The 24,483-nt window shown below is 52.6% G+C and carries 26 protein-coding genes and 2 riboswitches; of the genes, 18 read left to right on the top strand and 8 right to left on the bottom strand.

What is annotated here, in order from left to right:
* Positions 1-18 precede the first annotated feature (18 nt).
* From BM299_RS00820 to BM299_RS00785, 8 genes are all read left to right on the top strand, one after another.
* Positions 19-801 (top strand): enoyl-CoA hydratase-related protein, encoded by a 783-nt coding sequence (locus tag BM299_RS00820; RefSeq protein WP_092481562.1) that lies wholly within the window; start codon positions 19-21, stop codon positions 799-801.
* Between the two features lie 86 nt (positions 802-887).
* Positions 888-2,288 (top strand): ArsB/NhaD family transporter, encoded by a 1,401-nt coding sequence (locus tag BM299_RS00815; RefSeq protein WP_092481561.1) that lies wholly within the window; start codon positions 888-890, stop codon positions 2,286-2,288.
* An 83-nt stretch (positions 2,289-2,371) separates the two neighbouring features.
* Positions 2,372-2,480, top strand: a riboswitch (TPP riboswitch).
* Positions 2,481-2,537: 57 nt separating this feature from the next.
* Positions 2,538-2,738 carry a sulfur carrier protein ThiS gene (gene thiS, locus BM299_RS00810; RefSeq protein ID WP_092481560.1) on the top strand — a complete coding sequence of 67 codons (201 nt, stop codon included), beginning with the start codon at positions 2,538-2,540 and terminating at the stop codon, positions 2,736-2,738.
* A 4-nt stretch (positions 2,739-2,742) separates the two neighbouring features.
* Positions 2,743-3,519, top strand: coding sequence for a thiazole synthase (locus tag BM299_RS00805; protein WP_092481559.1), 777 nt, complete (start codon positions 2,743-2,745; stop codon positions 3,517-3,519).
* A gap of 36 nt (positions 3,520-3,555) precedes the next feature.
* Complete coding sequence (thiH, locus tag BM299_RS00800; protein WP_092481558.1) at positions 3,556-4,659, top strand: 2-iminoacetate synthase ThiH; 1,104 nt, start codon at positions 3,556-3,558, stop codon at positions 4,657-4,659.
* A gap of 163 nt (positions 4,660-4,822) precedes the next feature.
* A complete protein-coding gene (gene thiE / locus BM299_RS00795; protein ID WP_092481557.1) occupies positions 4,823-5,485 on the top strand; it encodes a thiamine phosphate synthase in 663 nt (220 codons plus the stop codon).
* Positions 5,482-6,765: a phosphomethylpyrimidine synthase ThiC gene (gene thiC / locus BM299_RS00790; protein ID WP_092481556.1), complete on the top strand. Its 1,284-nt coding sequence runs from the start codon at positions 5,482-5,484 to the stop codon at positions 6,763-6,765. Before thiE ends, thiC begins: the two co-directional genes overlap by 4 nt.
* Before the next feature lie 47 nt (positions 6,766-6,812).
* Positions 6,813-7,235 carry a hypothetical protein gene (locus tag BM299_RS00785; RefSeq protein ID WP_245779597.1) on the top strand — a complete coding sequence of 141 codons (423 nt, stop codon included), beginning with the start codon at positions 6,813-6,815 and terminating at the stop codon, positions 7,233-7,235.
* Between the two features lie 88 nt (positions 7,236-7,323).
* On the opposite strand, the gene BM299_RS00780 is transcribed toward BM299_RS00785, so the two are convergent.
* From BM299_RS00780 to BM299_RS00760, 5 genes are all read right to left on the bottom strand, one after another.
* Positions 7,324-9,306 (bottom strand): CoB--CoM heterodisulfide reductase iron-sulfur subunit A family protein, encoded by a 1,983-nt coding sequence (locus tag BM299_RS00780; RefSeq protein WP_092481554.1) that lies wholly within the window; start codon positions 9,304-9,306, stop codon positions 7,324-7,326.
* Positions 9,307-9,330: 24 nt separating this feature from the next.
* Positions 9,331-10,191, bottom strand: a complete 861-nt coding sequence (locus BM299_RS00775; RefSeq protein WP_092481553.1) for a CoB--CoM heterodisulfide reductase iron-sulfur subunit B family protein — start codon at positions 10,189-10,191, stop codon at positions 9,331-9,333.
* Positions 10,188-10,769 (bottom strand): 4Fe-4S dicluster domain-containing protein, encoded by a 582-nt coding sequence (locus BM299_RS00770; protein WP_092481552.1) that lies wholly within the window; start codon positions 10,767-10,769, stop codon positions 10,188-10,190. Before BM299_RS00770 ends, BM299_RS00775 begins: the two co-directional genes overlap by 4 nt.
* A 310-nt stretch (positions 10,770-11,079) precedes the next feature.
* A riboswitch (TPP riboswitch) is annotated at positions 11,080-11,186 on the top strand.
* Positions 11,187-11,233: 47 nt separating this feature from the next.
* Positions 11,234-11,428: a spore coat protein gene (locus tag BM299_RS00765; RefSeq protein ID WP_092481551.1), complete on the bottom strand. Its 195-nt coding sequence runs from the start codon at positions 11,426-11,428 to the stop codon at positions 11,234-11,236.
* Positions 11,429-11,435: 7 nt separating this feature from the next.
* The gene (locus BM299_RS00760; RefSeq protein WP_245779582.1) at positions 11,436-11,696 is read right to left on the bottom strand and encodes a hypothetical protein; all 261 of its coding nucleotides are present in this window, start codon (positions 11,694-11,696) and stop codon (positions 11,436-11,438) included.
* A 96-nt stretch (positions 11,697-11,792) separates the two neighbouring features.
* Here BM299_RS00760 and BM299_RS00755 point away from each other — a divergent pair, with 96 nt between their 5' ends.
* From BM299_RS00755 to BM299_RS00735, 5 genes are read left to right on the top strand one after another with little or no spacing between them, the layout of a single operon-like run.
* Positions 11,793-12,446 (top strand): thiamine diphosphokinase, encoded by a 654-nt coding sequence (locus tag BM299_RS00755; protein ID WP_092481550.1) that lies wholly within the window; start codon positions 11,793-11,795, stop codon positions 12,444-12,446.
* On the top strand, positions 12,447-12,746 hold the full coding sequence (locus BM299_RS00750; RefSeq protein WP_092481549.1) for a thiamine-binding protein: 300 nt from the start codon (positions 12,447-12,449) through the stop codon (positions 12,744-12,746).
* Positions 12,733-13,494 carry an ABC transporter permease gene (locus tag BM299_RS00745; protein WP_092481548.1) on the top strand — a complete coding sequence of 254 codons (762 nt, stop codon included), beginning with the start codon at positions 12,733-12,735 and terminating at the stop codon, positions 13,492-13,494. The genes BM299_RS00750 and BM299_RS00745 overlap by 14 nt, the downstream gene beginning before the upstream one ends.
* Entirely contained in the window at positions 13,495-14,490 is a 996-nt protein-coding gene (locus tag BM299_RS00740) for an ABC transporter substrate-binding protein (RefSeq protein ID WP_092481547.1), read from the top strand.
* A 51-nt stretch (positions 14,491-14,541) separates the two neighbouring features.
* Positions 14,542-15,306, top strand: coding sequence for an ABC transporter ATP-binding protein (locus BM299_RS00735; RefSeq protein ID WP_092481546.1), 765 nt, complete (start codon positions 14,542-14,544; stop codon positions 15,304-15,306).
* Here the strand turns inward: BM299_RS00735 and BM299_RS00730 are convergent.
* The 3 genes from BM299_RS00730 to BM299_RS00720 form a co-directional block, all read right to left on the bottom strand.
* A complete protein-coding gene (locus BM299_RS00730; protein WP_092481545.1) occupies positions 15,286-15,744 on the bottom strand; it encodes a DUF188 domain-containing protein in 459 nt (152 codons plus the stop codon). The two genes, BM299_RS00735 and BM299_RS00730, sit on opposite strands and share 21 nt — an antisense overlap.
* Before the next feature lie 37 nt (positions 15,745-15,781).
* Positions 15,782-16,636, bottom strand: coding sequence for a DegV family protein (locus BM299_RS00725; RefSeq protein ID WP_092481544.1), 855 nt, complete (start codon positions 16,634-16,636; stop codon positions 15,782-15,784).
* Positions 16,637-16,896: 260 nt separating this feature from the next.
* The gene (locus BM299_RS00720) at positions 16,897-18,441 is read right to left on the bottom strand and encodes a phosphoenolpyruvate carboxykinase (ATP) (protein ID WP_092481543.1); all 1,545 of its coding nucleotides are present in this window, start codon (positions 18,439-18,441) and stop codon (positions 16,897-16,899) included.
* 205 nt (positions 18,442-18,646) lie between these two features.
* On the opposite strand from BM299_RS00720, the gene BM299_RS00715 reads away from it, so the two are divergent.
* The 5 genes from BM299_RS00715 (at position 18,647) to BM299_RS00695 (ending at position 24,352) form a co-directional block, all read left to right on the top strand.
* On the top strand, positions 18,647-19,186 hold the full coding sequence (locus BM299_RS00715; protein WP_092481542.1) for a hypothetical protein: 540 nt from the start codon (positions 18,647-18,649) through the stop codon (positions 19,184-19,186).
* A gap of 169 nt (positions 19,187-19,355) precedes the next feature.
* The gene (locus BM299_RS00710) at positions 19,356-19,664 is read left to right on the top strand and encodes a zinc-ribbon domain containing protein (RefSeq protein WP_092481672.1); all 309 of its coding nucleotides are present in this window, start codon (positions 19,356-19,358) and stop codon (positions 19,662-19,664) included.
* A 264-nt stretch (positions 19,665-19,928) separates the two neighbouring features.
* Entirely contained in the window at positions 19,929-22,475 is a 2,547-nt protein-coding gene (glgP, locus tag BM299_RS00705; protein ID WP_092481541.1) for an alpha-glucan family phosphorylase, read from the top strand.
* A 123-nt stretch (positions 22,476-22,598) separates the two neighbouring features.
* Positions 22,599-23,576, top strand: coding sequence for an ATP-binding cassette domain-containing protein (locus tag BM299_RS00700; RefSeq protein WP_092481540.1), 978 nt, complete (start codon positions 22,599-22,601; stop codon positions 23,574-23,576).
* Positions 23,573-24,352 (top strand): ABC transporter permease, encoded by a 780-nt coding sequence (locus tag BM299_RS00695; protein ID WP_092481539.1) that lies wholly within the window; start codon positions 23,573-23,575, stop codon positions 24,350-24,352. The genes BM299_RS00700 and BM299_RS00695 overlap by 4 nt, the downstream gene beginning before the upstream one ends.
* Positions 24,353-24,483: the final 131 nt, after the last annotated feature.

Here is a 24,483-nt window from a genome sequence, read left to right as displayed (position 1 = left end):
AATTAAGGAGGCATCGTTATGGATTGGAAAAACATCATTATCGAAAAGGAAGATAACATTGCAATTATCACAATTAACCGGCCAAAGGTTTTAAACGCTTTAAATTATGAAACTGTTATGGAGTTAGGGAATGCTATTTCGCAATTAGAAAACGAAAATGGTATCAAGGTGATTATATTAACAGGTGCAGGCGAAAAATCTTTTGTTGCCGGTGCGGATATAGCTTATATGCAGAACCTTACCCCACTGGAAGCGAAAAAATTCGCCCGGTATGGCCAATCTGTATTAAGTAAGATTGAAAATTTTCCTAAGCCTGTTATTGCTGCAATAAATGGCTATGCACTGGGAGGCGGGTGCGAGTTGGCCATGGCCTGTGATATTAGAATAGCGAGTAGCAATGCTAAATTTGGGCAACCAGAAGTAAATTTAGGGTTAATTGCGGGTTTTGGAGGTACTCAACGTTTAACAAGGCTTGTAAACCCGGGTCTAGCCAAGGAAATTTTGCTAACTGCAAATGTTTATGATGCTGAGGCTGCATGTAAGTTTGGTTTGGTTAATCATGTGGTTGAGCCGGGAGAATTAATGAATTATTGCAAAAAGATGGCTTCCGTAATTGCCTCTAGAGGACCTATAGCCGTGCAGCTGACTAAAGAAGCAATAAATGATGGGTTAGAGATGGATTTAGAAAAAGCCTTGGCTCATGAGGCTGATTTATTTGCGATTGTTTTTGCAACCAAAGATAAAGAAGAGGGTATATCCGCCTTTTTATCAAAACGCAAACCTGAATTTAAGGGACAATAGTGTTCATATCTATACTGTTATTTCTATAACAGAATTACGACTAAAAATTATTATTTTATTTGGGGTGTTTATTGGAGGGATTGATCATGTCCGAACAGACCCAGGTGATTTTTGCTACATCAATTTTCTTACTTACCTACGCTATTATTGTTTCGGAAAAGATTCATAGAACGGTGGCCGCTTTAGTAGGAGCAGCTTTGTTGGCATTAAGCGGCATCATTAAACCCGAAGAAGCAGTTCACGCGATTGACTTTAATACCATTGGGCTTTTAGTAGGGATGATGATCATTGTTGGGATCACCCGCCAGACTGGAGTCTTTGAATATCTGGCTATCAAGGCGGCTCGTCAAGCTAAAGGTGAGCCCGTGCAGATATTGGCAGCTCTTTCTCTGGTAACCGCATTACTCTCTGCTTTATTGGATAATGTAACAACTGTACTATTAATTGTTCCAGTTACCTTTGCCATTGCCAGCAGGTTGCAAATCAGTCCTATCCCCTTTTTAATTAGTGAAATAATCGCATCGAATATAGGTGGCACGGCCACATTGATCGGCGATCCTCCCAACATTATGATCGGCAGCCAGACTCACCTGGGATTTATGGATTTTGTTATCAACCTTACTCCGGCAATTGTGGTAATTTATATTTTAACTATTTTCTGCCTGCGCATTATTTACCGCCGGCAAATGAAAGCCCGTATAGAATTAAAGGCTAAAATCATGCAGATGAATGAAAAGGATGAAATTAAAAACCCGATTTTGTTAAAAAAGTGCCTGATAGTGCTGTTCATTACCATTACGGGATTTGTACTGCACCAATACTTGCATTTGGAATCATCTGTCGTTGCCCTATCATGCGCCAGCCTCCTTTTACTAATCACCCGGGAGGATCCCGAACATGCCCTGCATGCGGTGGAATGGCCAGTAATCTTTTTCTTTGCCGGTCTTTTTGTGGTGGTAGGCGCGCTGGAAAAAGTAGGTGTCATTGAGGCAGTTGCCCGTTTTTCTTTAGATGTTACCCAGGGGGAGCCAATACCAGCTGCTATGCTTATTTTATGGATTGCTGCACTGGCTTCGGCTTTTGTGGATAATATCCCCTTTGTGGCTACCATGATTCCCCTCATTCAAGATATGGGCCGCCTGGGCGGGATGGCGAACCTGGATCTGCTGTGGTGGTCATTATCGCTGGGTGCGTGCCTTGGAGGTAACGGTACAATTATTGGCGCTTCGGCTAACGTGGTAGTTATTGGTATGGCAGAGAAGAGAGGTAGCCCTATTTCTTTTATTGGTTTTATGAAAATAGCCTTTCCTTTGATGATTATGTCCATTGTATTGGCCATGGTTTATCTACTTTTCTGGTATTATTATCACGGGCTGGTTACCTTATATGCAACTCTAATGGTTGGTATTGGGCTATGGTTTTTACTAATGTTAATAAGCAAAGCGATTTTTAGCACAAAGCAAGGAATTAACACAATAACTGATTGAAAATTCTAGAAACATTTAGTAGAAAAAAAGCTTTTTTTCTGCTATAATTGTATAAAGTTAACAACGACAAAAAGTGTGTTCATTATTGTTTCTGGGGGAGCTCATGTTATGGGCTGAGAAAGGGCTAACAAGCACCTGACCCTTAAACCTGATCAGGGTAATGCCTGCGTAGGTAAGGTAAAGATTAGCGCGCACCTAGCCTATGGGGTGCGCGCTTTAATTTTATATTTATAGAAGGGAGGTGAGATAATGAAAATTTTTTTAAACGGCAAAATAGCTGATTTTGTTGAAGGTTCCAGTATTGCTGATCTGGTAGTGTTGAAAAAGTTAAACTCGAATTACGTTATTGTAGAGTATAATAATCAAATTGTTCAAAAGGATAGTTGGCCTGAAATTCAGCTTAAAAATGAGGACAAGATAGAAATCTTTCAATTAGTTGGAGGAGGTTAATGCAATGTCTGACCCATTGATAATCGGCGGCCAGAAACTATTCAGCCGTCTTTTCTTGGGAACCGGGAAATTCCCTAACAATAAAATGATTCCCGAGGCGGTAACGGCCTCGGGGGCCCAGGTGGTCACAATTGCCCTGCGGCGTGTGGACCCTGAATTTCCGGAAGAAAACATTGTTAATTTTGTTCCTAAGGGCTGTATCCTGATGCCCAACACTTCCGGGGCCCGCAACGCCCGGGAAGCGGTGCGGATAGCTAGGATGGCCCGGGCTGCGGGCTGCGGCAACTGGGTAAAAATAGAAGTTATTGCGGATAACCGGTATTTGCTGCCCGACAATTATGAAACCATTAAGGCCACCGAAGAACTGGCTGCTGATGGTTTTGTAGTGCTGCCGTATGTGAGCCCGGACCTGATGGTGGCCAGGAAGCTGGCAGAGGTGGGCGCGGCGGCGGTGATGCCCCTGGGTGCGCCCATTGGGAGCAACAGAGGTTTGCAAACCAGGGAACTGATCAGGATATTGATCGAAGAAATTTCCCTCCCTGTCATCGTGGATGCCGGAATCGGGCGTCCCTCCCAGGCGGCGGAAGCCATGGAGATGGGCGCCGCTGCGGTGCTGGTGAATACCGCCATTGCCACGGCCGGCGACCCGGTGGCCATGGCCCGGGCCTTCGGCCGGGCCGTGGAAGCGGGGCGGGCCGCATTCCTGGCCGGCCCCGGCGAGGTGCAGCGGTACGCCAGGGCATCCTCACCGCTGACCGGCTTTTTGCGGGACGAAGATTAACTATTTTTAATTTCAATTAAGAAAGGCCTGACCCCGATGAGTTTTTACAAACAATACCAGCGTTTTAAGGATTTTGATTATGCCTCTTTTTTCAACCGGCTGACTGACCAAGACATCCGGAGAATTATAAACAAAAACCGCCTGTCTGAACTGGACTACCTGGCCCTGCTGTCGCCCCGGGCCGAGAAGTGCCTGGAAGAGATGGCGCAGAAAGCTCACCGCCTTACGATACAACATTTCGGGCGGGTGATCTTGCTCTACACCCCACTGTATCTGGCCGACTACTGCATAAACAGCTGTGTGTATTGCGGTTTTCGGGTGCAAAACAAATTTGCCAGGAAAAAACTATCCCTTGATGAATTGGAATCCGAGGCAAGGGTTATCGCAGGCACGGGCTTGAAGCACATTTTAATCCTCACGGGAGAATCCCGGAAGCACTCACCGGTAAGTTACATTAAGGAATGCGTGGAGATACTGAAAAAATATTTTACTTCCATCGGCATTGAAATTTACCCCCTGGAAGAGGCGGAGTACGCCGAACTGGTTTTCGCGGGGGTGGACGGCCTGACTATCTACCAGGAAGTGTATGATGAGCAGGTTTACAGCGAGGTGCACCCGGCCGGGCCGAAGCGGGATTACCGTTTCCGGCTGGATGCCCCGGAGCGGGCCTGCCGGGCGGGCATCAGGTCGGTAAACGTCGGCGCACTGCTCGGATTGTATGACTGGCGCACCGAGGCTTTTTTCACCGGCCTGCATGCCAACTATTTGCAAAACAGCTATCCCGACGTGGAAGTCAGCATTTCCCCGCCGCGCATGCGCCCGTACCCCGGGGGCGCAGCCCCGAGGGTGATGGTAAACGACAAAAACTTGGTACAATATATGCTGGCCTTTCGGCTGTTCGTGCCCCGGGGAGGGATTAGCATTTCTACCCGGGAAAGGCCGGAACTGCGGGAGTATTTGATTAAACTGGGGACCACCAGGATGTCTGCGGGTTCCTGCACGGCGGTGGGCGGGCGAAGCGGCGCCGATAAGTCAACCGGGCAGTTTGAAATATCGGACGAGCGGGACGTGGCGACCATGGCCCGGGTGATTTACAGCCACGGCTACCAGCCCGTTTACAAGGACTGGCAAACTATTTAACCACTGCGTTTTGGGGATAGTGGTTCATATTGTGCTAATTCGGCTGGCAGAAGACTGAAAATAGATATGGGTCCGGTGGTCCCCGCAAGTGATGCATCGGAGCGCCGGTAACGGGACTTGGCGAAGCTGAGGATGCTATTTTATAAGACAGGTGGTGGCGGCCATGACATGTAAACCCGGATTGGCCGGGCTGCTGCAGGCGGACATTTACGGTATTACCGCCGAGGAATACTCCCGGGGCAGAAACAACATCGAAGTGGTCCGGCAAATGATCGCTGCCGGGATCAAGGTAATCCAGTACCGGGAAAAAGAAAAAACCTTGCGGGAAAAATACCGCGAATGCCTGCAAATCCGGGAAATGACCCGGGAAGCCGGGGTTACCTTTATTGTCAACGACCATGTGGATTTAGCCGTATTGGTGGGCGCGGACGGCGTGCACATCGGCCAGGACGATCTGCCGCCGGAACAAATTCGCCGGCTGGTGGGGGACGAAATGATAATCGGCCTGTCCACCCATTCCCCCGCCCAGGCCCGGGCCGCTGAAAAAAGCGGCGTGGACTATATCGGCGTGGGGCCCGTTTTTGCCACCAAAACAAAGAAGGACGTCTGCGCCCCGGTGGGATTCGAGTATCTTGATTTTGTAGTGAACAACATCCAATTGCCGTTTGTGGCTATCGGGGGCATCAAGGAACATAACATAAACGAGGTGGCCCGGCGGGGTGCTCGCTGTATAGCTCTGGTGACGGAAATTGTCGGGGCCGCTGATATTGCGGCCAAAATACATGCTTTAAGGACCGCCATGGGCCGGAAGGAGGACAAAAATTGAATTTTACCACTCAAATGGATGCCGCCCGCAAGGGCGTTATAACCCGGGAACTGGAAACGGTGGCCCGCAAGGAAAACATGGATGTGGCTGCATTGCAGCAATTGGTGGCCGAAGGCAAGGTGGTCATCCCGGCCAACAAGAACCACGTCTCCCTGGAACCCTGCGGCATCGGCCGGGGACTTAGGACCAAAATAAATGTCAATCTGGGTGTTTCCCAGGATTGTTGCAATGTGGAGTCCGAGATGGCCAAAGCCCGTTATGCCGTGGAACTGCAGGCCGACGCCATCATGGATTTGAGCTGTTACGGCAAAACCGCTGAATTCAGGCGACGCCTGGTGGAAATATCGCCGGTGCCCATCGGTACTGTGCCGGTTTATGATGCCGTGGGCTATTACGATAAGGAGTTGGAGGAAATTACAGCGCAGGAATTTCTGGACGTGGTGGAGACCCACGCCCGGGACGGGGTGGACTTCATGACCATCCACGCCGGTATTAACCGTGAAACGGCGGTTACCTTCAAAAAAAATCCACGCCTGACCAACATTGTTTCCCGGGGTGGTTCCCTGTTATATACTTGGATGGAATTGAATGACCGGGAAAATCCTTTCTACGAGTATTACGACGATTTGCTGGAGATATGCCGCCGCTACGACGTGACCGTCAGCCTGGGTGATGCCTGTCGCCCGGGGAGTCTCAAGGATGCCACCGACGCGTCCCAGGTGCATGAGCTGATTATCCTGGGCGAGTTGACCCGCCGGGCCTGGGAACGCGATGTACAGGTGATGATCGAAGGGCCCGGCCATATGCCCCTGAATGAAATTACGGCCAACATGGTGATGGAAAAGAAGTTGTGCCACGGCGCCCCGTTTTACGTGCTCGGCCCGCTGGTCACGGATGTTGCGCCGGGTTATGACCACATCACCAGTGCCATCGGCGGGGCCGTCGCCGCCGCCGCGGGGGCGGATTTCCTCTGTTACGTAACACCGGCCGAACACCTCCGCCTGCCCACGCTGGAAGACATGAAAGAGGGGATTATAGCGTCCCGGATCGCCGCCCACGCGGCGGATATAGCCAAGGGGGTAACCGGAGCCAGACAGTGGGACGATGACATGAGCGAGGCCAGGCGCAATCTGGATTGGCCCGAAATGTTCCGGCTGGCTGTCGACCCGGATAAAGCCAAAAGGTACCGGGCCGAATCACAGCCCGAACACGAAGATTCCTGCACCATGTGCGGCAAGATGTGCGCGGTGCGGAATATGAACCGGGTGCTGCGGGGTTAAAAATTCCATACCGGCAATGTTGTGAGGAGGAATTTTACTTGGACGGGGTGCTGCGGATCATTGACGCCAACCTGAACCGGTTGCGGGAGGGCCTGCGGGTGATTGAAGATACCATACGGTTTATTAACGATGACAGGGAATCGACACTGGTTTTGAAAGATGCCAGGCATACCCTGGAGAACTTGGTCAACGAACTGCCCGGCGGGTACATGGCTTTGTTGAAGTCCAGGGATAGTGCCGGGGACGTGGGTGCCGGGTTAAATACCGATTCGGAAATGACCCGCCGGACGCATGGCGAAATACTGACGGCCAACTTTAAAAGGGCCCAGGAAGCGGCCAGGGTGCTGGAGGAATACGGAAAAATTTTTTCTGTTGAACAGGCGGTGGAGATTAAAAAAATACGGTTTTTGCTTTACGGGCTTGAGAAAGAACTAATACCGGCACATGATAATAATACATCAAGTCAATAAAACCGGGCGTGTTGGTATTATAAGTTTTCAGATGAATGAAGGCCACCCGGCCGGGGTTTGTCCTCGCAACCGGGTGACCTTAAAAAGTTTAACAGCAAAGAAATGCCTTGACCGCGGAGGCTATTTGCTCATTGGAGAAGCCTTTTAAATCAATCGCTCCCGAGCGGCAGGATGCCGTACAGCTGCCGCAACCCTGGCACAGACCGGCGTTTACCCGGGCCACCGGGCGCGTTTTGACCGTACCGTGTGCTTTGTCGGAAATTGTTTTTGCTTCAATGGCTTTAAACGGACATACATCCCGGCACAACAGGCAGCCCTGGCAGTGCGTCTCGTTAACCTCCGCAATCATGGGGTTGGTGGCGATTTCCTGTTTGGCAAACAATGCGCAGACTTTAACCGCCGCCGCGCTGGCCTGGGCCACAGTATCTGGAATATCCTTGGGGCCCTGGCAGGTGCCGGCCAAAAAGATTCCCGCCGTGTTGGCCTCCACCGGGCGAAGTTTGGGGTGGGCCTCCTGGAAAAAGCCGTCTTGATCCGTGGTAAAACCTATTGTTCTGGCAAGTTCCCGGGAATTTTCAGCCGGTACCATCGCTGTGGCCAGGACAACCAGGTCCGCTTCAATTTCCACCTGGCTGCCCAGCAGGGTGTCCGCACCCCTTACCAACAATTTGTCGCCCAGCCGGGAGATCTTGGATACCCGTCCCCGGATGTACCGGGCCCCCTCATTGACGGTGCGCTGGTAAAATTCTTCGTATGCTTTGCCCGGCGTCCGGACATCCATGTAAAACACAAAAGCCCGGGAGCCCGGAATTTTCTCCAGGACTTGGTGGGCATGCTTGGCGGTATACAGGCAGCAGGCCCTTGAACAGTAAGCTTTGCCCTTGGCTTCGTCCCGGGAGCCCACGCACTTGATAAAGACTACGTTTTGGGGTTCCTTGCCATCGGAGGGCCGGACAATTTTCCCGCCGGTGGGGCCGGAGGCGTTGACCAGGCGCTCAAATTGCAAGCCCGTGATCACGTCGGGAAATTTTCCGTAACCGTATTCGCCGTAGGCCTGTGCCCAGTTAAAAAGGTCATAACCCGTAGCCATGACGATGGCGCCTACTTCCACCTGCCGGTATTCATCTTTTTGTTCATAATCGATTGCCCCCGCGGGGCATACTTTGGCGCAAACACCGCACTTTTGCCCGTTCAAAAGGCGGCAATTGGCCGCGTCTATGCAAGGTTTGTTGGGGACCGCCTGTGGGAAGGGAATGTATATGGCCTTGCGGTTGTCTAAATATTGATTGAACTCGCCGGGCACTTTTTTCGGGCATTTTTCCCAGCAGGTGCCGCACCCGGTGCAGCTGGCATGATCGACATAACGGGCTTTTTGTTTGATCGTCACCGAAAAGTTGCCGATATACCCGCTTACCGCGGTAACTTCGGCATAAGTCACAAGCTCGATGTTGGGGTGCTGCGCCACCGCCACCATCTTGGGCGTGCTGATACATGCCGAGCAGTCCAGGGTGGGAAAAGTTTTATCCAGCATGACCATTTTGCCGCCGATGGTCGGTTCCCTTTCCACCAGGATTACCTTGTGCCCGGCATCCGCGATGTCCAGCGCCGCCTGGATGCCGGCAATGCCGCCGCCGACCACCAGCGCCTTTTTAGTTACGGGAATGGCGCCCTCAAAAAGGGGTTCCAAAAGGGCCGCTTTGGCAACGGCCATTCTTACCAGGTCAATGGCTTTGGCGGTGGCTTTATCGGGCTCCTTGGCATGCACCCAGGAGCATTGTTCGCGAATGTTGACCATTTCCAGCAAATAAGGGTTTAACCCCGCCCGGGCGATGGTCTGGCGAAAGGTGGGCTCATGCAGGCGGGGTGAGCAGGATGCCACCACCACCCGGTCCAGTTTATGTTCTTTGATGGCGTCGACGATCATTTTTTGCCCCGGCTCGGAACAGGTATATTTGTAATCTACGCTGTGTGCGACATGGGGGAAACGGGCGGCTTCCACGGCCACCCGGGGTACGTCCACGACCCCGCCGATGTTTGACCCGCACCAGCAAACGAAAACTCCGATCCGCATATGCATCGCTCCTATTACTGTCTATTAACCAACCAATTCAAGTACTTTGCGCGTATCTACAAAATGGGTGTTAAAGCTCAAATCATCTGGTGAAATCCCGATGGCCAATCCGATCAACTGAGTGAAATAAAACACGGGCAGCCGGTAACCGGTGCCGAAAACCTGGTTAATCTTTTTCTGGCGCATGTCCAGATTGAAGTGACACAAGGGACAGGCCGTGACAATGCAGTCGGCTCCGGCCCGGGTGGCTTCGGCAAGTATTTTGCCGGTCAGTTTTAAAACTACGTCCTCGTTGGATATGGCCAGGGACGCGCCGCAGCATTCGGTTTTGCTGCACCAATCAATGGTTTCGGCTCCGGCGGCCTGCAGCAGGTGGTCCATTACCAGGGGGTTTTCAGGGTCATCTACCTGCACCGCTTTGGGTCTGACCATCAGGCAGCCGTAATATACCGCCGTTTTTAAATTATCAAGCGGTTTGACCAGCCGGCTTGATATCTGCTCCGGTTGTAAACCGGAAATTATTTCGAGTATTGATTTAACCCGGACGCCGCCGTGATACGGCTTGCCTGTCACCCAATTGACCTTATCGCAGAGCTTTTTATTGCTTTGCATTTCCACATTGGCCATGGCCAGGCGCTGGTAGCAGGCCGCGCAGGAAGCGGTGCATTCTTCCAGCCCCATTTCCGCCACCAGGGCCAGGTTGCGGGCCGCCAGGGCCACACCCAGCAAATGGCTGGTGCTGTGGCCGGGTGTTGAACCACAGCAGTTCCAGTCGGGTATTTCCACCAGTTCAATACCCAGTTCCCGGCAAACCGCCCTGGTTGATATGTCGTACTCCCTGGCGCTGGTATGATCACAGCACCCCGGAAAATAAGCGTATTTCATTTGGTTTTCTCCTCCAATTCCTTAACCCGCTGGAAAATCTGCCTTACGTCCCGGTGATTCTTGTTTTTGGCGGGCAAGAATTTGATCTTGCTTCTGGTAAACATGGCCAGGCCGGTATCGGCATTCTTGAAGAATTGCCGGGTTTTTAAATTGTAGTTGAGCATCATGCCCAGCTCGTACAGTTTGCCGTTGTCCTTTACGGTATTTAAAAAGCAATCGTAAAACATGGCGATGTCCCTGGCCCGGTCCTCCAGCGGGATGCCCTCCCGCCTGGCCAGGCCGCGCAAACAATCCATGACCTGCGCCAGGTCGACATTGCGGGGACACCTTGAGGTGCATGTGGAGCAACAGGCGCAGAGCCAGATGGCTTGGCTTTGCAGCACGCGTTCCTTTAAGCCCAGTTGAACCATGCGGAGCACGCGGTGGGGAGAGAAATCCATGGCAAAGGCAATCGGACACCCGGCGGTGCACTTGCCGCACTGGTAACATTGCTCCACCGGCTGCCCGCTTTCCTTGCTGACATGCATGATAAAATCAAAATTGTCATTTAGACTGGCAGTTAAATTGATTGCCGGCATTGTGCAGGACCCCTTTGTTGATTGATTTAGTATAAAAAATTTCGCTGTGATTACGCTTGAATTTCGCTATTGTTTTACCGGTTAATTATCTGATAATAAGTAAATTACGGATTATGTATCAAAAGCTATAGTTTAACTAAATATAATAATAAATATAATTGGGTTTAGGCAAGATGTCAAGGTTTGACAAATAGTGACAAAAGTTTGAAAATTTTAAAAACAGCACTGCCGTTTGTTAATAAAAGTCAGTTTCGTAAGGTGCATTGACTTGATGTTATGTAGGTTATATAATCTATTTATTGTAAAATAAACCTGCCAAATGGGGAGCTCATGTCATGGGCTGAGAAAGGGCTGCCGAGCACCTGACCCACGGACCTGATCGGGGTAATGCCCGCGTAGGGAAGGTATTCAAAATGTATGCGCACCTACCTGCCGGGGTGCGCTTTTTACGTTGATGTCGCAATTTACGGGCGGTCTCCCTTTTTGATTATTAAATCCGCAAATTTTTGCTGCGATTTGGCTGCGGCGCCGGCTGCCTTAGCAATAATTTTGCGCAAATCGGGATCTATTATTTCCGTTTCAATTATAGCGTAGGCCATGGCCGCCATTCTGGCATCTTTTTCGTAATCCTGCAGCATATCCATGTCCGTGAATTTCATCTGTTTATCACTCCATAGTCATAGCTTCATAATACTGTTGTAAGGGGCGAAGGCCTTGTTTCAATAACTTGGCCTCGTCTGCAAAGGCATTTCTAACTTCCTGGTCAACGGCGTTGCCGGCATAAAAATCGCATTTGCGGGCGGCCACCTGGGTTTCGGAAATTATTTTTACCAGGTAAGCTCCTTCTTTGATTCTTTGAATGGTGGCGGGGTCAAATTCCCGCAATTGAGGTTTGTTGGCGTTCATTGCTTTAAATATGCCCAGCACACGCGACACCTCCTTTGTAAATATTTTTTCCCGGCGTAAAATAATTATGTGCCGGCTTATTAAAGTAATGAAGTAATTTGAAATGAAGGTGATTGAATGCGTACCGCTATATTGACCGGAGGCGCCGTGGATAATTTTCAGTGGTTGGCCGGGGTTATAAAAAAAGACGACCGCATTATTTGCGTGGACGGGGGAGCAGGATACGCCGCCGCGCTGGGTTTGGTTCCCGATGTGATCATCGGCGACATGGATTCCATTGACCGGGCGGACCTGGAGCGGTTTGCCGGGCAGGGGGCGCTTATCAAGGAGTATTCCGTTGAAAAGGATGATACCGATACCGCCCTGGCCCTGGCCGAAGCTCTGGCCGGCGGCCCGGAGGAAATTATCATCCTGGGGGCCATCGGCACCCGGTTTGACCACTCCCTGGCCAATGTACATTTGCTGCGGGTGGCCCATGACCGGGGTGTAAAGGCCCGGATTATGAATGAATACAATGAGATCACCCTGGTGGCACCCGGACAACGGGTAGTGCTGGCGGGGGACCCCGGGGATGCGTTTTCCCTGCTGCCCCTGACCGAGCAAGTCACCGGGGTTAACGTCACCGGCGCCCGCTGGCCTTTGCAGGACGCCACTTTCTGTATCGGCAACCCGTACGGTGTCAGCAACCGGCTGGCCGCCGGCAGGGCTGAGATTTCGATTAAGACGGGTCTGCTGTTATTGATCAGACCTTCAGATAGAGGTGAATTATAAATGCCTACTATAAACGTGAGTTTTCAAGTACTGCCCCAGGTGCCCGGCGGGGACACCTATCCCGTAGTGGACCGGGCTATTGCGGTTGTACAGCAATCGGGCGTCAAGTACGAAGTGGGCCCCATGGAAACCACCATGGAGGGCGAACTGGATGAACTGCTGGAAATAGTCAAACGGGCCCAGCAGGCCTGTATTGATGCCGGAGCGAAGCGGGTGATGACGCTGGTCAAAATAGACTATGCTCCACAAGGGGTGACCATGGAAGAGAAGGTGGGCAAATACAGGCATGCTGCGAAATAAATTAATGGCGCCGTTGGGGTTTATACTGGCGTTTCTGTTAACGTGGGAGGCCGGCGTGCGCCTGACGGGCATCCAGCCGTGGCTGCTTCCGGCGCCCGGACGGGTGGCCGTAACCCTGTGGGACATGCTGCCGCTGTTGGCCCGGCACTCCCAAAACACCTTGCTGGCGGCGGCAGCGGGCCTTTTGGCGGCTGTGCTGGTGGCGCTGGCCTTGGCGGCGCTGATGGATTTTTCCCCCTGGGTCAGGCAGGGCATATACCCGCTGCTGGTCATATCGCAAACCGTGCCGATTATTTCCGTCGCGCCTTTGTTTATGATCTGGTTCGGGCTGGGCATTTTGCCCAAGGTGGTCGTGGTGGCGCTGGTCTGCTTTTTCCCCGTAGCCGTGAGCATGGTGGAGGGCATGGAGGCCGCGGACCCCGACATGGTCAACCTGCTGCGGGTGATGGGTTTTTCCCGCTGGCAAATCATCAGGCTGGTCCGGTTTCCCGCCGCCATGCCCTCCTTTTTCGCCGGCCTCAAAATAGCGGGCACCTATGCCGTAATGGGCGCGGTAATCGGCGAGTGGCTGGGGGCCAGAAGCGGCCTGGGGGTGTTTATGACCAGGGCCACCCATGCTTACCAGCTGGACCGGGTTTTTGCCGCTATTGTTATTATTTCGCTGGTCAGTTTATTGATTTACGCTTTGATTGAATTTTTTGCCCGGCTGGCCATGCCGTGGTATTTTAACGAAAGGGGAAATGATTGAATGCGCAAAAAAATTTTGGCAGCGGTTCTTATGCTGGTCCTGGTGGCGCTGGCGGGCTGTGCGTCCGGCGGCGGGTCGCCCGAGGAGGTAAAGCGGGATTTGCAGCCCGTCACCGTGATGCTGGACTGGGTGCCCAACACCAACCATACCGGTCTTTATGTTGCGCTGGAGAAAGGCTGGTATAAGGATGAGGGGCTGCAGGTGGAAATTGTGGAACCCACCCAGGGAGGCACTACGCAGCTGGTGGCCACCGGGCAGGCCCAATTCGGCGTGGGGTACCAGGAAGACGTGACCCAGGCCCGGGCCGGCGATGTGCCGGTGGTATCCATAGCCGCGGTGATTCAACACAACACTTCGGGATTTGCCTCCAAAAAGGAAGCGGGGATAACCCGCCCCCGCGATATGGAAGGCAAGCGCTACGGCGGCTGGGGTTCGCCCACCGAGGAAGCCGTGCTGAAGGCGGTGGTGGAAAACGACGGTGGAGATTTTAACAAAGTGGAAATATTGAATATCGGCACGTCCGACTTTTTCACCGCCATTGAGCGGGACGTGGACTTTGCCTGGATTTATTACGGCTGGACCGGCATAGAGGCCGAGCAAAGGGGACTGGATTTAAACTATATCGAACTGCGCGAATTGGACCGGGCGCTGGATTATTACACGCCGGTTTTGATCACCGGTGAAAAGCTGATAAAGGAAAACCCGGAGCTGGTGCAAAAATTCATGCGGGCCACAACCAGGGGATATGAGTTTGCCATTGCGCATCCCGATGAAGCGGCCCGGATACTGCTCAAACACGCGCCGGAGTTAAACGAGGAACTGGTGCTGGCCAGCCAGCGGTACCTGAGCCCCCGCTACCGGGATGACGCGGACCGCTGGGGCGAGCAAAAGGCGGAGGTTTGGGAACGCTACGCCCGCTGGATGTACGACCACAAGCTGTTGCCCGGAATGATTGAGGCAGATAAGGCTTTCACCAATCAATTTCTTCCAAATTAAATACCGGGATTTTTATCGGGGATTTACGCCGGGAGGCTAACGGGAGAGAATATGACGTTGGAAATTTTGTTGGAGGACGTAGCCAAATCATATAGGATGAACGGTGTGTCGCTGCCCGTGCTGGACGGCGTTTCGCTGCAGGTGGAGGAAAAGGAGTTTGTCAGTCTCATCGGGCCCAGCGGCTGCGGTAAAAGCACCCTGTTTAACATTATTTGCGGGCTGACCGAGCCCGACCGGGGCCGGGTGCTGCTGGGCGGGCGGGCCGGAGTGCGGGCCGGGGAAGCGGTATCCTACATGCCCCAGAAGGACCTGCTGCTGCCGTGGCGCACCGTGCTGGATAATGTTGTCCTGGCCAGGCGGGCCACCCGGGAAGACAGCCGCGCGGTGAAAAAGGAAGCGATGGAACTGATGCCCCTGTTTGGGCTGTCAGGTTTTGAAAACAGTTACCCGGCGGAACTTTCCGGCGGGATGCGGCAGCGGGCCGCCCTGATGCGCACCGTGCTGGCCCGCCGGCGGGTGCTGCTGTTGGACGAGCCCTTCGGAGCGCTGGACGCCATCACCAGGAACCGCATGCAGCAGTGGTTGCTCCAGGTGTGGGATAATTTCCGGCAGGCCGTGCTTTTCGTGACGCATGACATAGACGAAGCCATATTCCTGGCTGACCGGGTGTACGTGCTTACGCCGCGCCCCGCCAGGGTGTGCCTGCACCTCAACATTGATTTGCCCAGGCCGCGGCAGGTGGAAATGGTTACAACAGAACGGTTTTTGGCATTAAAGAAACAAATCATGCGGGCATTACAATACGGGGCGGGTTGAGTGCAGGCGCTCCTTGATCAACCGGCGCAGGCCGGCGGCGAAACGACCGTCGTCCTGCGCCGTGCGTTTGCGCGGCCCCCTGGTTCGACCGCCGCCCCGGCGCAGCCGGGCCTTGACTTCCCGCTCTTCCAGCAGAAAATCAATGGTGTCTTGCTTAAAAATTCTTCCGCCCGGGGAAATGGCCGCCGCACCCTTGCCCAGCGCCAGGGCGGCCAGCCCCCAGTCCTGGGTGACCACTATATCGCCGCCGGCCGTCATGTTGACGACGGCCAGATCCGTTTCCTGGGGCCCGTTCCCCACCGTGGTATGATGGTCGGAAACTATATTATGGTTGAAACTGGCTACGGTATGCAGGGGGACGGTAAACTCCCGGGCTGTTTGGGAGCATATTTGCAGCACATTTTTCGGACACGCGTCGGCGTCAACAATTATTTTCATAAGCACCCCCGTATAATTTTCGGTGCATTGGTAGCGGTTACACCTCATAAAAAGCTACGCCGATCAGGCCCGGCCCGGTGTGCACCACCATCACGGGGCCCAGTTGAGTTAGCATGCTTTCCTTTATATTAACCCCCTTCATATTTAATATATTTTGCAGCAACGATTCCGCTTCTTCCCCGGCGTCACCGTGGGCGACGGCCAATTTAATATTCTTGCCGGCAGCCTGTTCTTTCAAAATATCCAGCAATTTGTAGATTGATTTTTTTCGTCCTCTAACTTTGCAGACGCTGTAGTATTTACCTTCCTCATTTATGGAAATGATGGGCTTGATATCAAGTATCTGGCCCACGGTTCCTTCCACGTAACCGATACGCCCGCCTTTTTTCAGGTATTCCAGGGTTTTGACTACGAAATAAACCTTGATTTTTTTCTGCAGTTCTCTCATCCGGGAAACCACTTTTTCAAAATTTAGGCCGTTTTGGATGCATTTGCCGGCTTCCTGAACCAGAAAGCCCAGGGCCAGGGAAAGGGCCTTGGAATCAATTACTTCCACCTTCATTTTGCCAAACTGCCGGGCGACCATTTTTACGTTCTCGTAAGTTCCGCTGAGCCCGCTGGAAATGTGTATGGCCACGGCGTGGGTAAAACCTTCCGCACAGAGTTTTTCCAGTAAAGACCGGGTATCTTCCGGAGTAGGCATGGAAGTGGTGGGCACTTCCCCGGGCATTTTATCGTATACTTCCTGGGGCTGTATTTCCACCCTGTCGTTATAGGATCTATCGTTGTAAACAACCTTTAAAGGCAGCATCCAGGCGTTCAGCTTTTGCAAAACTTCATCGGGCAGGTCACAGGTGCTGTCGGTTATCAGGGCGATCTTTTCCGCGGGCATTTCCAAACCTCCGTCGGTAACTGTATTTAACTCAACAAATTTCGCTGTGCACCCGGGTTATACCTTTATCAATTCGTCGATAAATTTTATATTTTAACAAATGAATATTATTGCCATTTAGAATATTATATAACAAATGCTTGATAATATGGGAATGATCCCAGACCGGATGGGCCATGGGGTTATTTAGCAACAAAGCCCTTGATCGCACAAGAATGCGATATCAAGGGCTTTGTAGTATAAAGTCCGGATCCCGTTAATTAATCTGAAACCTGCGCCTTATCTATAGTCCGGGCGATTTCGGGCTTCAGGCCGGGGTATTTGGCCAGCCACTGTTTTCTTTCCGCCCGCAGGTTTTCTACCATGTCCCGGTACTCATCCTCGCTGTAATAGGATGCCGGCTCGTAAACGGAAATGTCCATTTCCGGGATGGCCGCCGGTACCTGGTAACCCCAGTCGGGATCGGTTTTCCACTCAATATCACCTTTGGCGATATGTTTTAAAACAGTGGTGGAGGCGCCGATGCTTATTTTCACCCCCGGTCGGCTGCCGCCCACACCTACGCTGCCCGTGTTGAGCAAGTAACACTCGATGTCCGGGTTGGCCTGTAATATTTCCAGCAGGCGGTTGCCTTCCTCTTCTTCCGGCCCCACGATGAACGGGTTGGTGCCCACTTCACGCTTGGCCTGCCCGGCTTTGGCGGGGTCGCCGGCCGAAGTTTCAATGGACTCGCCCAGCATGAAAAACGCCGCTGCCTGGGCCGGGTTCAGTTTGGCCACGGGGGGGATGATTTTGTCGTTCCGGGTGATGAAAATCAGGCGGTGGGCTTTTTCCAGGTCAATGTTGTTGTCCACGCCCTCCACGTCTTCCCGGCGGATGACCCCGCGTCCGTTGGAGGTAAGTTCGCTGTTATCAAAATCAATGGTGCCGTCGTCGCGGACCATAACGTTCTCAAAAACAGCCTCCGGGCTCCGGGCTGCGTGATAAAGCACCCTTTGCGATTCGTCCAGGCCCTCGGTTTTGATATAAAAGCCGTTTTCCGTACCGTAACAGTAGCCCTGTGGAGTCATCATCACCACGTCGTCCTGCCGGATAATGGCCTTCTCCGGCTTTGCCAGGTTGTGGTCGTGCATGGTCAGGGTGGTTTTGCCGGTACCGCTCAGACCGAAAAGGAGGAATCCCACGTCCTTTAGTTCCCCGGCCCCGTTCTGTACCCGTAAAACCTTGCTGCCGGCGTGAAAGCCCAGGCCGCCCGCCTGCTTGGCGCGAAACATGGCCATGCGCAGGAAGGATTTTTTGGCCTCCCCGAAATAATCCGTACCCAGGATATAGGTAACGCCGGCCAAAGGATGGCAGAAAATGATGCGCTCCGGCCATTCCGGCACGTAGATGCTGACCAAGTCGGGCTCGGCTTCGGGGTTGACGGGTGGGAACAACATCAAGTTCCACTTCAGGGGAATCCGGGCGTACCGGGAGGTTATGTAAAGGCGGCAGTGCAGGCTGAAATCAGGGTGCAGGCCCATGCGCCGGTCCAGGCGGATGACCTCTTGCTGCTTCAGGTACTCATGCACCTCGTTGGCTATTTTAATGGCGTCCTGAACGGGAATGCCCTGCTGGTCCACACCCAGGGGAACCCCGTCCTCGACGATGTAGGTTTTTTTGGCGCTGCGGTTGCGCACGTCGGAAATGAAGCTGGCGCTGTTATAAACGGTAGTTTTATTCCCCTGCGCCAGTTTTTTCAATTCCTGATGGCCGGGGTTGTTAATGATTTTTCCGGTTGTTACAGGTTGTCGGGAAAAGTTCACTGCATTTCACCTCGATGTTATATTAATTAATAATCAAATTCTGCATTGGTTTACCCTTTCCTGCTTGTTTAGGTAAATTTGTATACACTATTCAATATGCTGGATTATCTATATTGGATGAATGAAATTTTTTAATTTCATGGAAGGAAAATCCATTTTAAGCTGGAATAAGTAAAATATAAAAACAAAAATGGAGGGTAAGGCTGTGCTGATCGAGGGTGTGGTGATTTTAACCTGGTTAGGTGCAGGCGCATCGGTGGGCTCACTGCTGACCTACCGGCTGGTGAATGGGATCAAGGACCAGGAAATGGAGGAAAAGCTGCGGGCCAACATGGTGGAAAACGAGGCTTTGAGCAGAACCAACAGCATTTACCGGGAACGCATCGAACAGTTGGAAAATGCCCTGTTCAGCAACGAAAAGTATCTGGAAATGGCCGGTGAAATTGAGCGCCTGAGCGCCGACAATTTTAAACTGCGCAGTCGGATGCGGGATCTGGCCTGCCTGGTGGAAGCGGAAAAGAAAAAAAGCACCTGGGAGCGCGTGGAACGACTGGAAAAAACCGTCCATGAATTGCGAAACCGCCTGGAAAGGGAGCAACAGCGGTTCGATAGCGCCTGCGTCGTGGAAATGCTGCCGCCGGGGGTGGAGGTTGCAGCGGCGGCGGACCGGGTGCAGGATGAGTGCGACGGTAACGGAAACAGGCAAAAGAAATGGGCTACCATTTTGCGCGCCAGGCGGGTGTAAAAAATTTTAACGGGTTATTGTATTTTCAAAAAATATTTCATATTATAATAGTGTAATTACTCGTGGAATTGTTTGCGGGTGCTTCCCTGTCTTTCTTATGAAGGGGTGAATCATCAGTCAAAGGTTCCATAGGGTAGAATAATTCATAAGGAGGACATTGGATAAGCTAATGGTTTTTACGGACAAGAACTTGGTATGCAAGGACTGCGGTGAGGAATTTACCTTTACGGCCGGTGAGCAAGAGTTCTTTTTTGAAAAAGGCTTTGAGAACGCACCCGCCCGTTGCCCCCAATGCCGCAAGGCGCGTCGCCAGCAAAACAATATGCGCGCCGGCGGTTCCAGGGAAAGACAAATGTATGAAGTGGTCTGCGATGAATGCGGTGCCATGACCAGCGTACCCTTCAAACCAAACGGCACCAGACCGGTTTATTGCAAAGATTGTTATCAGGCCAGACGGTCAAACAGCGCCTGGGCTTAAATAAAAATCGCCGGTTACCCGGTTGGCGGTCTTTTACCCGTTGCCGGGTTTTTTATTGTTATGGAAAGTGTGCGCAAAAAGGGGACAGGCACCTTTTTCAACAGGCACCTTTTTCAAAAAACGAAAAAGCAAGAATAAAAAGGGGACAGGCACCTTTTTCAAAAAACGAAAAAGGAGCCAGTCCCCTTTTTATTCTTGGGTGCATTGTTGTCTCGTCAAGAGGATAAAATAAAATAGCCTAAAAGAGATAACGGAGGGTACTATATGTTTTATTTTCGCACTGTTTCAGTTAACCCGCCACTGCCTGAACGGATCAGCCGCCTGCGGGAGCTGTCTTACAACCTGTGGTTCAGCTGGCATAACCCGGCTCGGGAATTGTTCAAAGAAATAAATCACCAGCTTTGGGAGCGGGTGGAACACAATCCGGTTAAATTTCTGCTGCAGGTGCGCCAGGCGGATTTGGAGCGGGCGGCGGCAGACGGGGAGTTTTTGCAAAAATATGATGCCGTTATGGCTGAATATGATTGCTACATGAGCCAAGAAAAATGGTTTCAGCAAAAGTACCCCCAGCACAGGGATAAGGTGATTGCTTATTTTTCCGCCGAATTCGGGTTGCATGAATCATGTCCTATTTATTCCGGCGGGCTGGGCGTGCTGGCCGGCGATCATACCAAGTCGGCCAGCGACCTGGGTATGCCCTTCGTGGGAGTGGGGCTCCTGTACAAGCATGGTTATTTTTACCAGCGCATCAACCGTTCGGGCTGGCAGGAAGCCTATTACCCGGATATTAATTTTAATGAGTTGCCCATGACGCCGGTGGTGGGGGCCAGCGGCCTGGATACCACCGTATCGCTGGAACTGCCGGGGCGCAATGTTTTTGCCCGGCTCTGGGAGATCAAAGTGGGGTTATCGCGGTTGATTTTACTGGATACAGACTTGCCCCTGAATATGGAAGAGGACAGGAAAATCACCGGACGGCTGTACGGCGGCGGGCGGGAAATGCGTATCACCCAGGAAATGCTGCTGGGGGTGGGTGGTGTCAGGGCGCTGCGGGCGCTGGGGATCACGCCCTTTGTCTGGCATATCAATGAGGGGCACGCCGCCTTTTTAAACCTGGAAAGGCTGCGGGAAATGGTCAGCGAGGGTATTTCCGCCGCCACGGCCAGGGAGGCCATCCGGGCCAATACCATATTCACCACCCATACCCCTGTGCCGGCCGGCCATGATGTTTTTGACCGGCACCTGGCGGAAAAATATTTAAAGGGGCTGTGCCGGGATACGGGTCTGGACTGCGATGCCTTCATGGACCTGGGCTGGGATGCGGAGAATAACGAGTTCAACATGACCCTTTTGGCCATGCGCATGGCTGCTTTTTGCAACGGTGTGAGCAAGCTGCACGGGGAAGTGACCCGCCAGATGTTTCACCGCTTTTACCCGGGGATTCCTGTAGAGGAGGTGCCCGTAACTTCGGTGACCAACGGGGTCCATACCAGGTCCTGGATTGCCGAGGAGTGGAAAAATGTTTTTAGCAGGTACCTGGGCGCCGGCTGGGTGGAACAGGTCACCGATGAAGCCATGTGGCAGCGGGTCGACGAAATCCCGGACCGGGAAATTTGGGATACGCACAGGATCCTGAAGGATAGGGCTATCAAATACGTCAGGGAAAAGGTAAAGGAAAGGCGGCGGCGCAACCATGAACCGGAAGGGCTGATCATGGAAGCCGATGACATTATGCTGCCCCACGCCCTTACCATTGGTTTTGCCCGGCGGTTTGCCACCTACAAGAGGGCGACCTTGCTTTTCAGCGACCCGGACAGGCTGGCGGCCATGCTGAACAACTTGGACAGGCCGGTGCAAATTATTTTTGCCGGCAAGGCGCATCCCAATGACCGGGCCGGCCAGGAATTAATCAAAAAAATTCTGGATTATTCCCGGGAGGAACCTTTCAGGGGCAAGATAGTTTTCCTGGAAAACTTTGATATCAATGCCGCACGCCACCTGGTGCACGGTGTGGACATTTGGCTGAACAACCCCCGCTGGCCCATGGAAGCCAGCGGCACCAGCGGCATGAAAGCGGCCATGAACGGGGTGTTGCACTGTAGCGTGCTGGACGGATGGTGGCCCGAGGCCTACAACGGACAAAACGGGTTTGCCATCGGTCACCCGGGTAATCTGCACTTGAATGAAGAAGATCAGGACTTGGACGACAGCTATTACCTATACAAGGTTCTGGAGGAAAAGGTCATACCGCTGTATTATGAACGCCGGGACGGGCTTCCCTTCCGGTGGATCAACATAATCCGCAATGCGTTACGCACGATCATCCCTCGCTTTAGTTCCGCCCGTATGCTGAAAGAATACACGGAAAAATTGTATATACCGGCCATTAACCGGGGAATTGCTTTCATGGAATCAAATTTTTCCGAGGCCGAGCGCGCCTGCCGGTTCAAACGGTTTATGCAGGAAAATTGGCACCATGTCAAGGTGGAGCGCACCGAGACCAACGGTCGGTGGGACATGCAGGCCGGCGAGGAATTGACGGTGGAATCGGTGGTGAAGTTGGGGCCCATCTCCCCGGAGGAAGTGGTGGTGGAAATCGCTTTCGGCAATGACCGGGGGCCATACCTCAGTGATCTGAATACGATAGTCATGGAGCTTAAAGAACGGGTGGGGGATGGGCTATACCGCTATGCAGGCAGGTTGCCGTTATGTCAGGGGACGTACGGCTACACCGTCAGGGTCAGGCCCAGTTACCGTTTTCTGGCGGATAAATTCGAACTGCCTCTGGTGCGCTGGGCGGAAAATTTTTAAACTGTAAATTCTTTGTCAGCATGGGTGTCCTGCCGGACACCCATTATTTTTGGGCGTATGGTATGGAAATAATAGCCTGGATTGTGTATTTTAGTAGAGGGAGAATTGTTTTGAGGTGATTTGATGAGTGATGCAGTAATCCAGGTGGAAAACCTGGTGCGCAAGTTTAAAGACTTGACTGCGGTGCGGGGCGTCAGTTTCCAGGTGGCCCGGGGTGAAGTCTTTGGATTTCTGGGGCCCAACGGCGCCGGCAAATCTACCACCATTAAAATGCTGGCCACCTTGCTCAAGCCCACCGCGGGCCGGGCACTGATAAACGGTTACGATGTGGTGCGCCAGCAGGACCGGGTGCGCCGTTCTATCGGGCTTGTTTTTCAGGACCCTTCCCTGGATGAGCGGCTCACCGCCCGGGAAAATCTGTTCTTTCACGCTATGCTTTATAACGTGGAAAGCCGCGTATTCAAACGCCGGATGCAGGAAATGGTGGAAATGGTGGAGTTGACCGACCGGTTAAACGATCCGGTCAAGTATTTTTCGGGCGGGATGAAACGGCGTCTGGAAATTGCCCGGGGCTTTTTGCATTACCCGCAGGTGCTCTTTCTGGATGAGCCCACCGTGGGGCTGGACCCCCAGACCAGAAGCAAAATATGGGAATATATCCATGCCCTGCGACAACGGGAGAACATTACCATTTTTATGACCACCCATTATATGGAGGAAGCGGAAAACTGCCATCGCATCGCCATTATAGATCATGGCGAAATAGTGGCCATGGATACCCCCGCCAATTTAAAAAAGCTGGTGGGGGGCGACATAATCACCATCTTAACTACCCGTGCCGGGGAAATGGCGGATCGCCTTGCGGAGCGGTTCGGATTGCGGGCAGCCGGGCAGGGGAATATTTTGCGGGTGGAAGTGGAACAGGGCGAGGCGTTTATACCCCTGCTGGTCAGAGAAATGGGGGAAGACATCAAGTCCGTCACCCTGCATAAACCTTCTCTGGACGATGTCTTTCTCAAATTGACCGGCCGGGAGATCCGGGAAGAAAGCGTTTCCGCGGTGGACCGTATACGGGTGTTTAGAAGGGGGCGCAGGCGTTGAGATATTTACGTGGTATATACATCATCTGGCTGCGGGAAGTGATCCGGTTTTTCCGGGAAAAAACCCGGATAGTGGGTATGCTGGGCCAGCCGCTGTTGTACCTGCTGATAGTGGGTAACGGGCTGGCGGCCACTTTTAAGGTTCCCGATGCGCCACCGGGATTTAGCTACGTGCAGTTCATGTACCCTGGGATCCTCGGTATGGCGGTGCTCTTTACTTCCATTTACTCGGCCATCTCCATCGTGTGGGACCGGGAATTCGGTTTCCTGAAAGAAGTGCTGGTGGCGCCGGTGCCCCGCTGGACCGTGGCCGTGGGCAAAGCGCTGGGGGGCAGCACCGTGGCCGTCATGCAGGGGACCATATTTATACTGCTGGCCCCGCTGATTGGGGTAGCCCTCTCTCCGCTTATGGTTCTAAAATTAATGGGGGTGCTGCTGGTCATGGCCTTTGCCATCACTTCCCTGGGTATTACCATTGCTTCCCGTATGGAAACTATGGAAGGATTCCAGATGATCATGAACTTTTTAATCATGCCCCTGTTTTTCTTGAGCGGCGCCATGTTTCCGCTGCGGGGGGTGGCTCCCTGGATGGAAACGCTGATGCGCCTTGATCCGCTGACCTACGGGGTGGATGCGTTGCGAAACATCATGTACGGCGACACACCCTTGCGTGATTTTCTGGTCCAATTTTCCCTGGGCCTGGACCTGCTGGTGGTGGCAGCCATGGCTTTGCTGTTCGTTGGAACGGGCGCCCTGGCCTTCAACCGGCAGGATTAGGAAAACAAAATAAGCTACTGAGCGTATAATCTGGGTAGTCAGAACTAAATACCCTGAATATACAACAAGACATGGTTCGGTTACTGATGCTGATGTTACCGAACTTTGGGATGCTGAAACAGGAGAGCTTG

Source organism: Desulfoscipio geothermicus DSM 3669 (genome assembly GCF_900115975.1).
GTDB lineage: Bacteria > Bacillota > Desulfotomaculia > Desulfotomaculales > Desulfallaceae > Desulfoscipio > Desulfoscipio geothermicus.
This window is presented reverse-complemented; position numbering and strand designations above follow the sequence as displayed.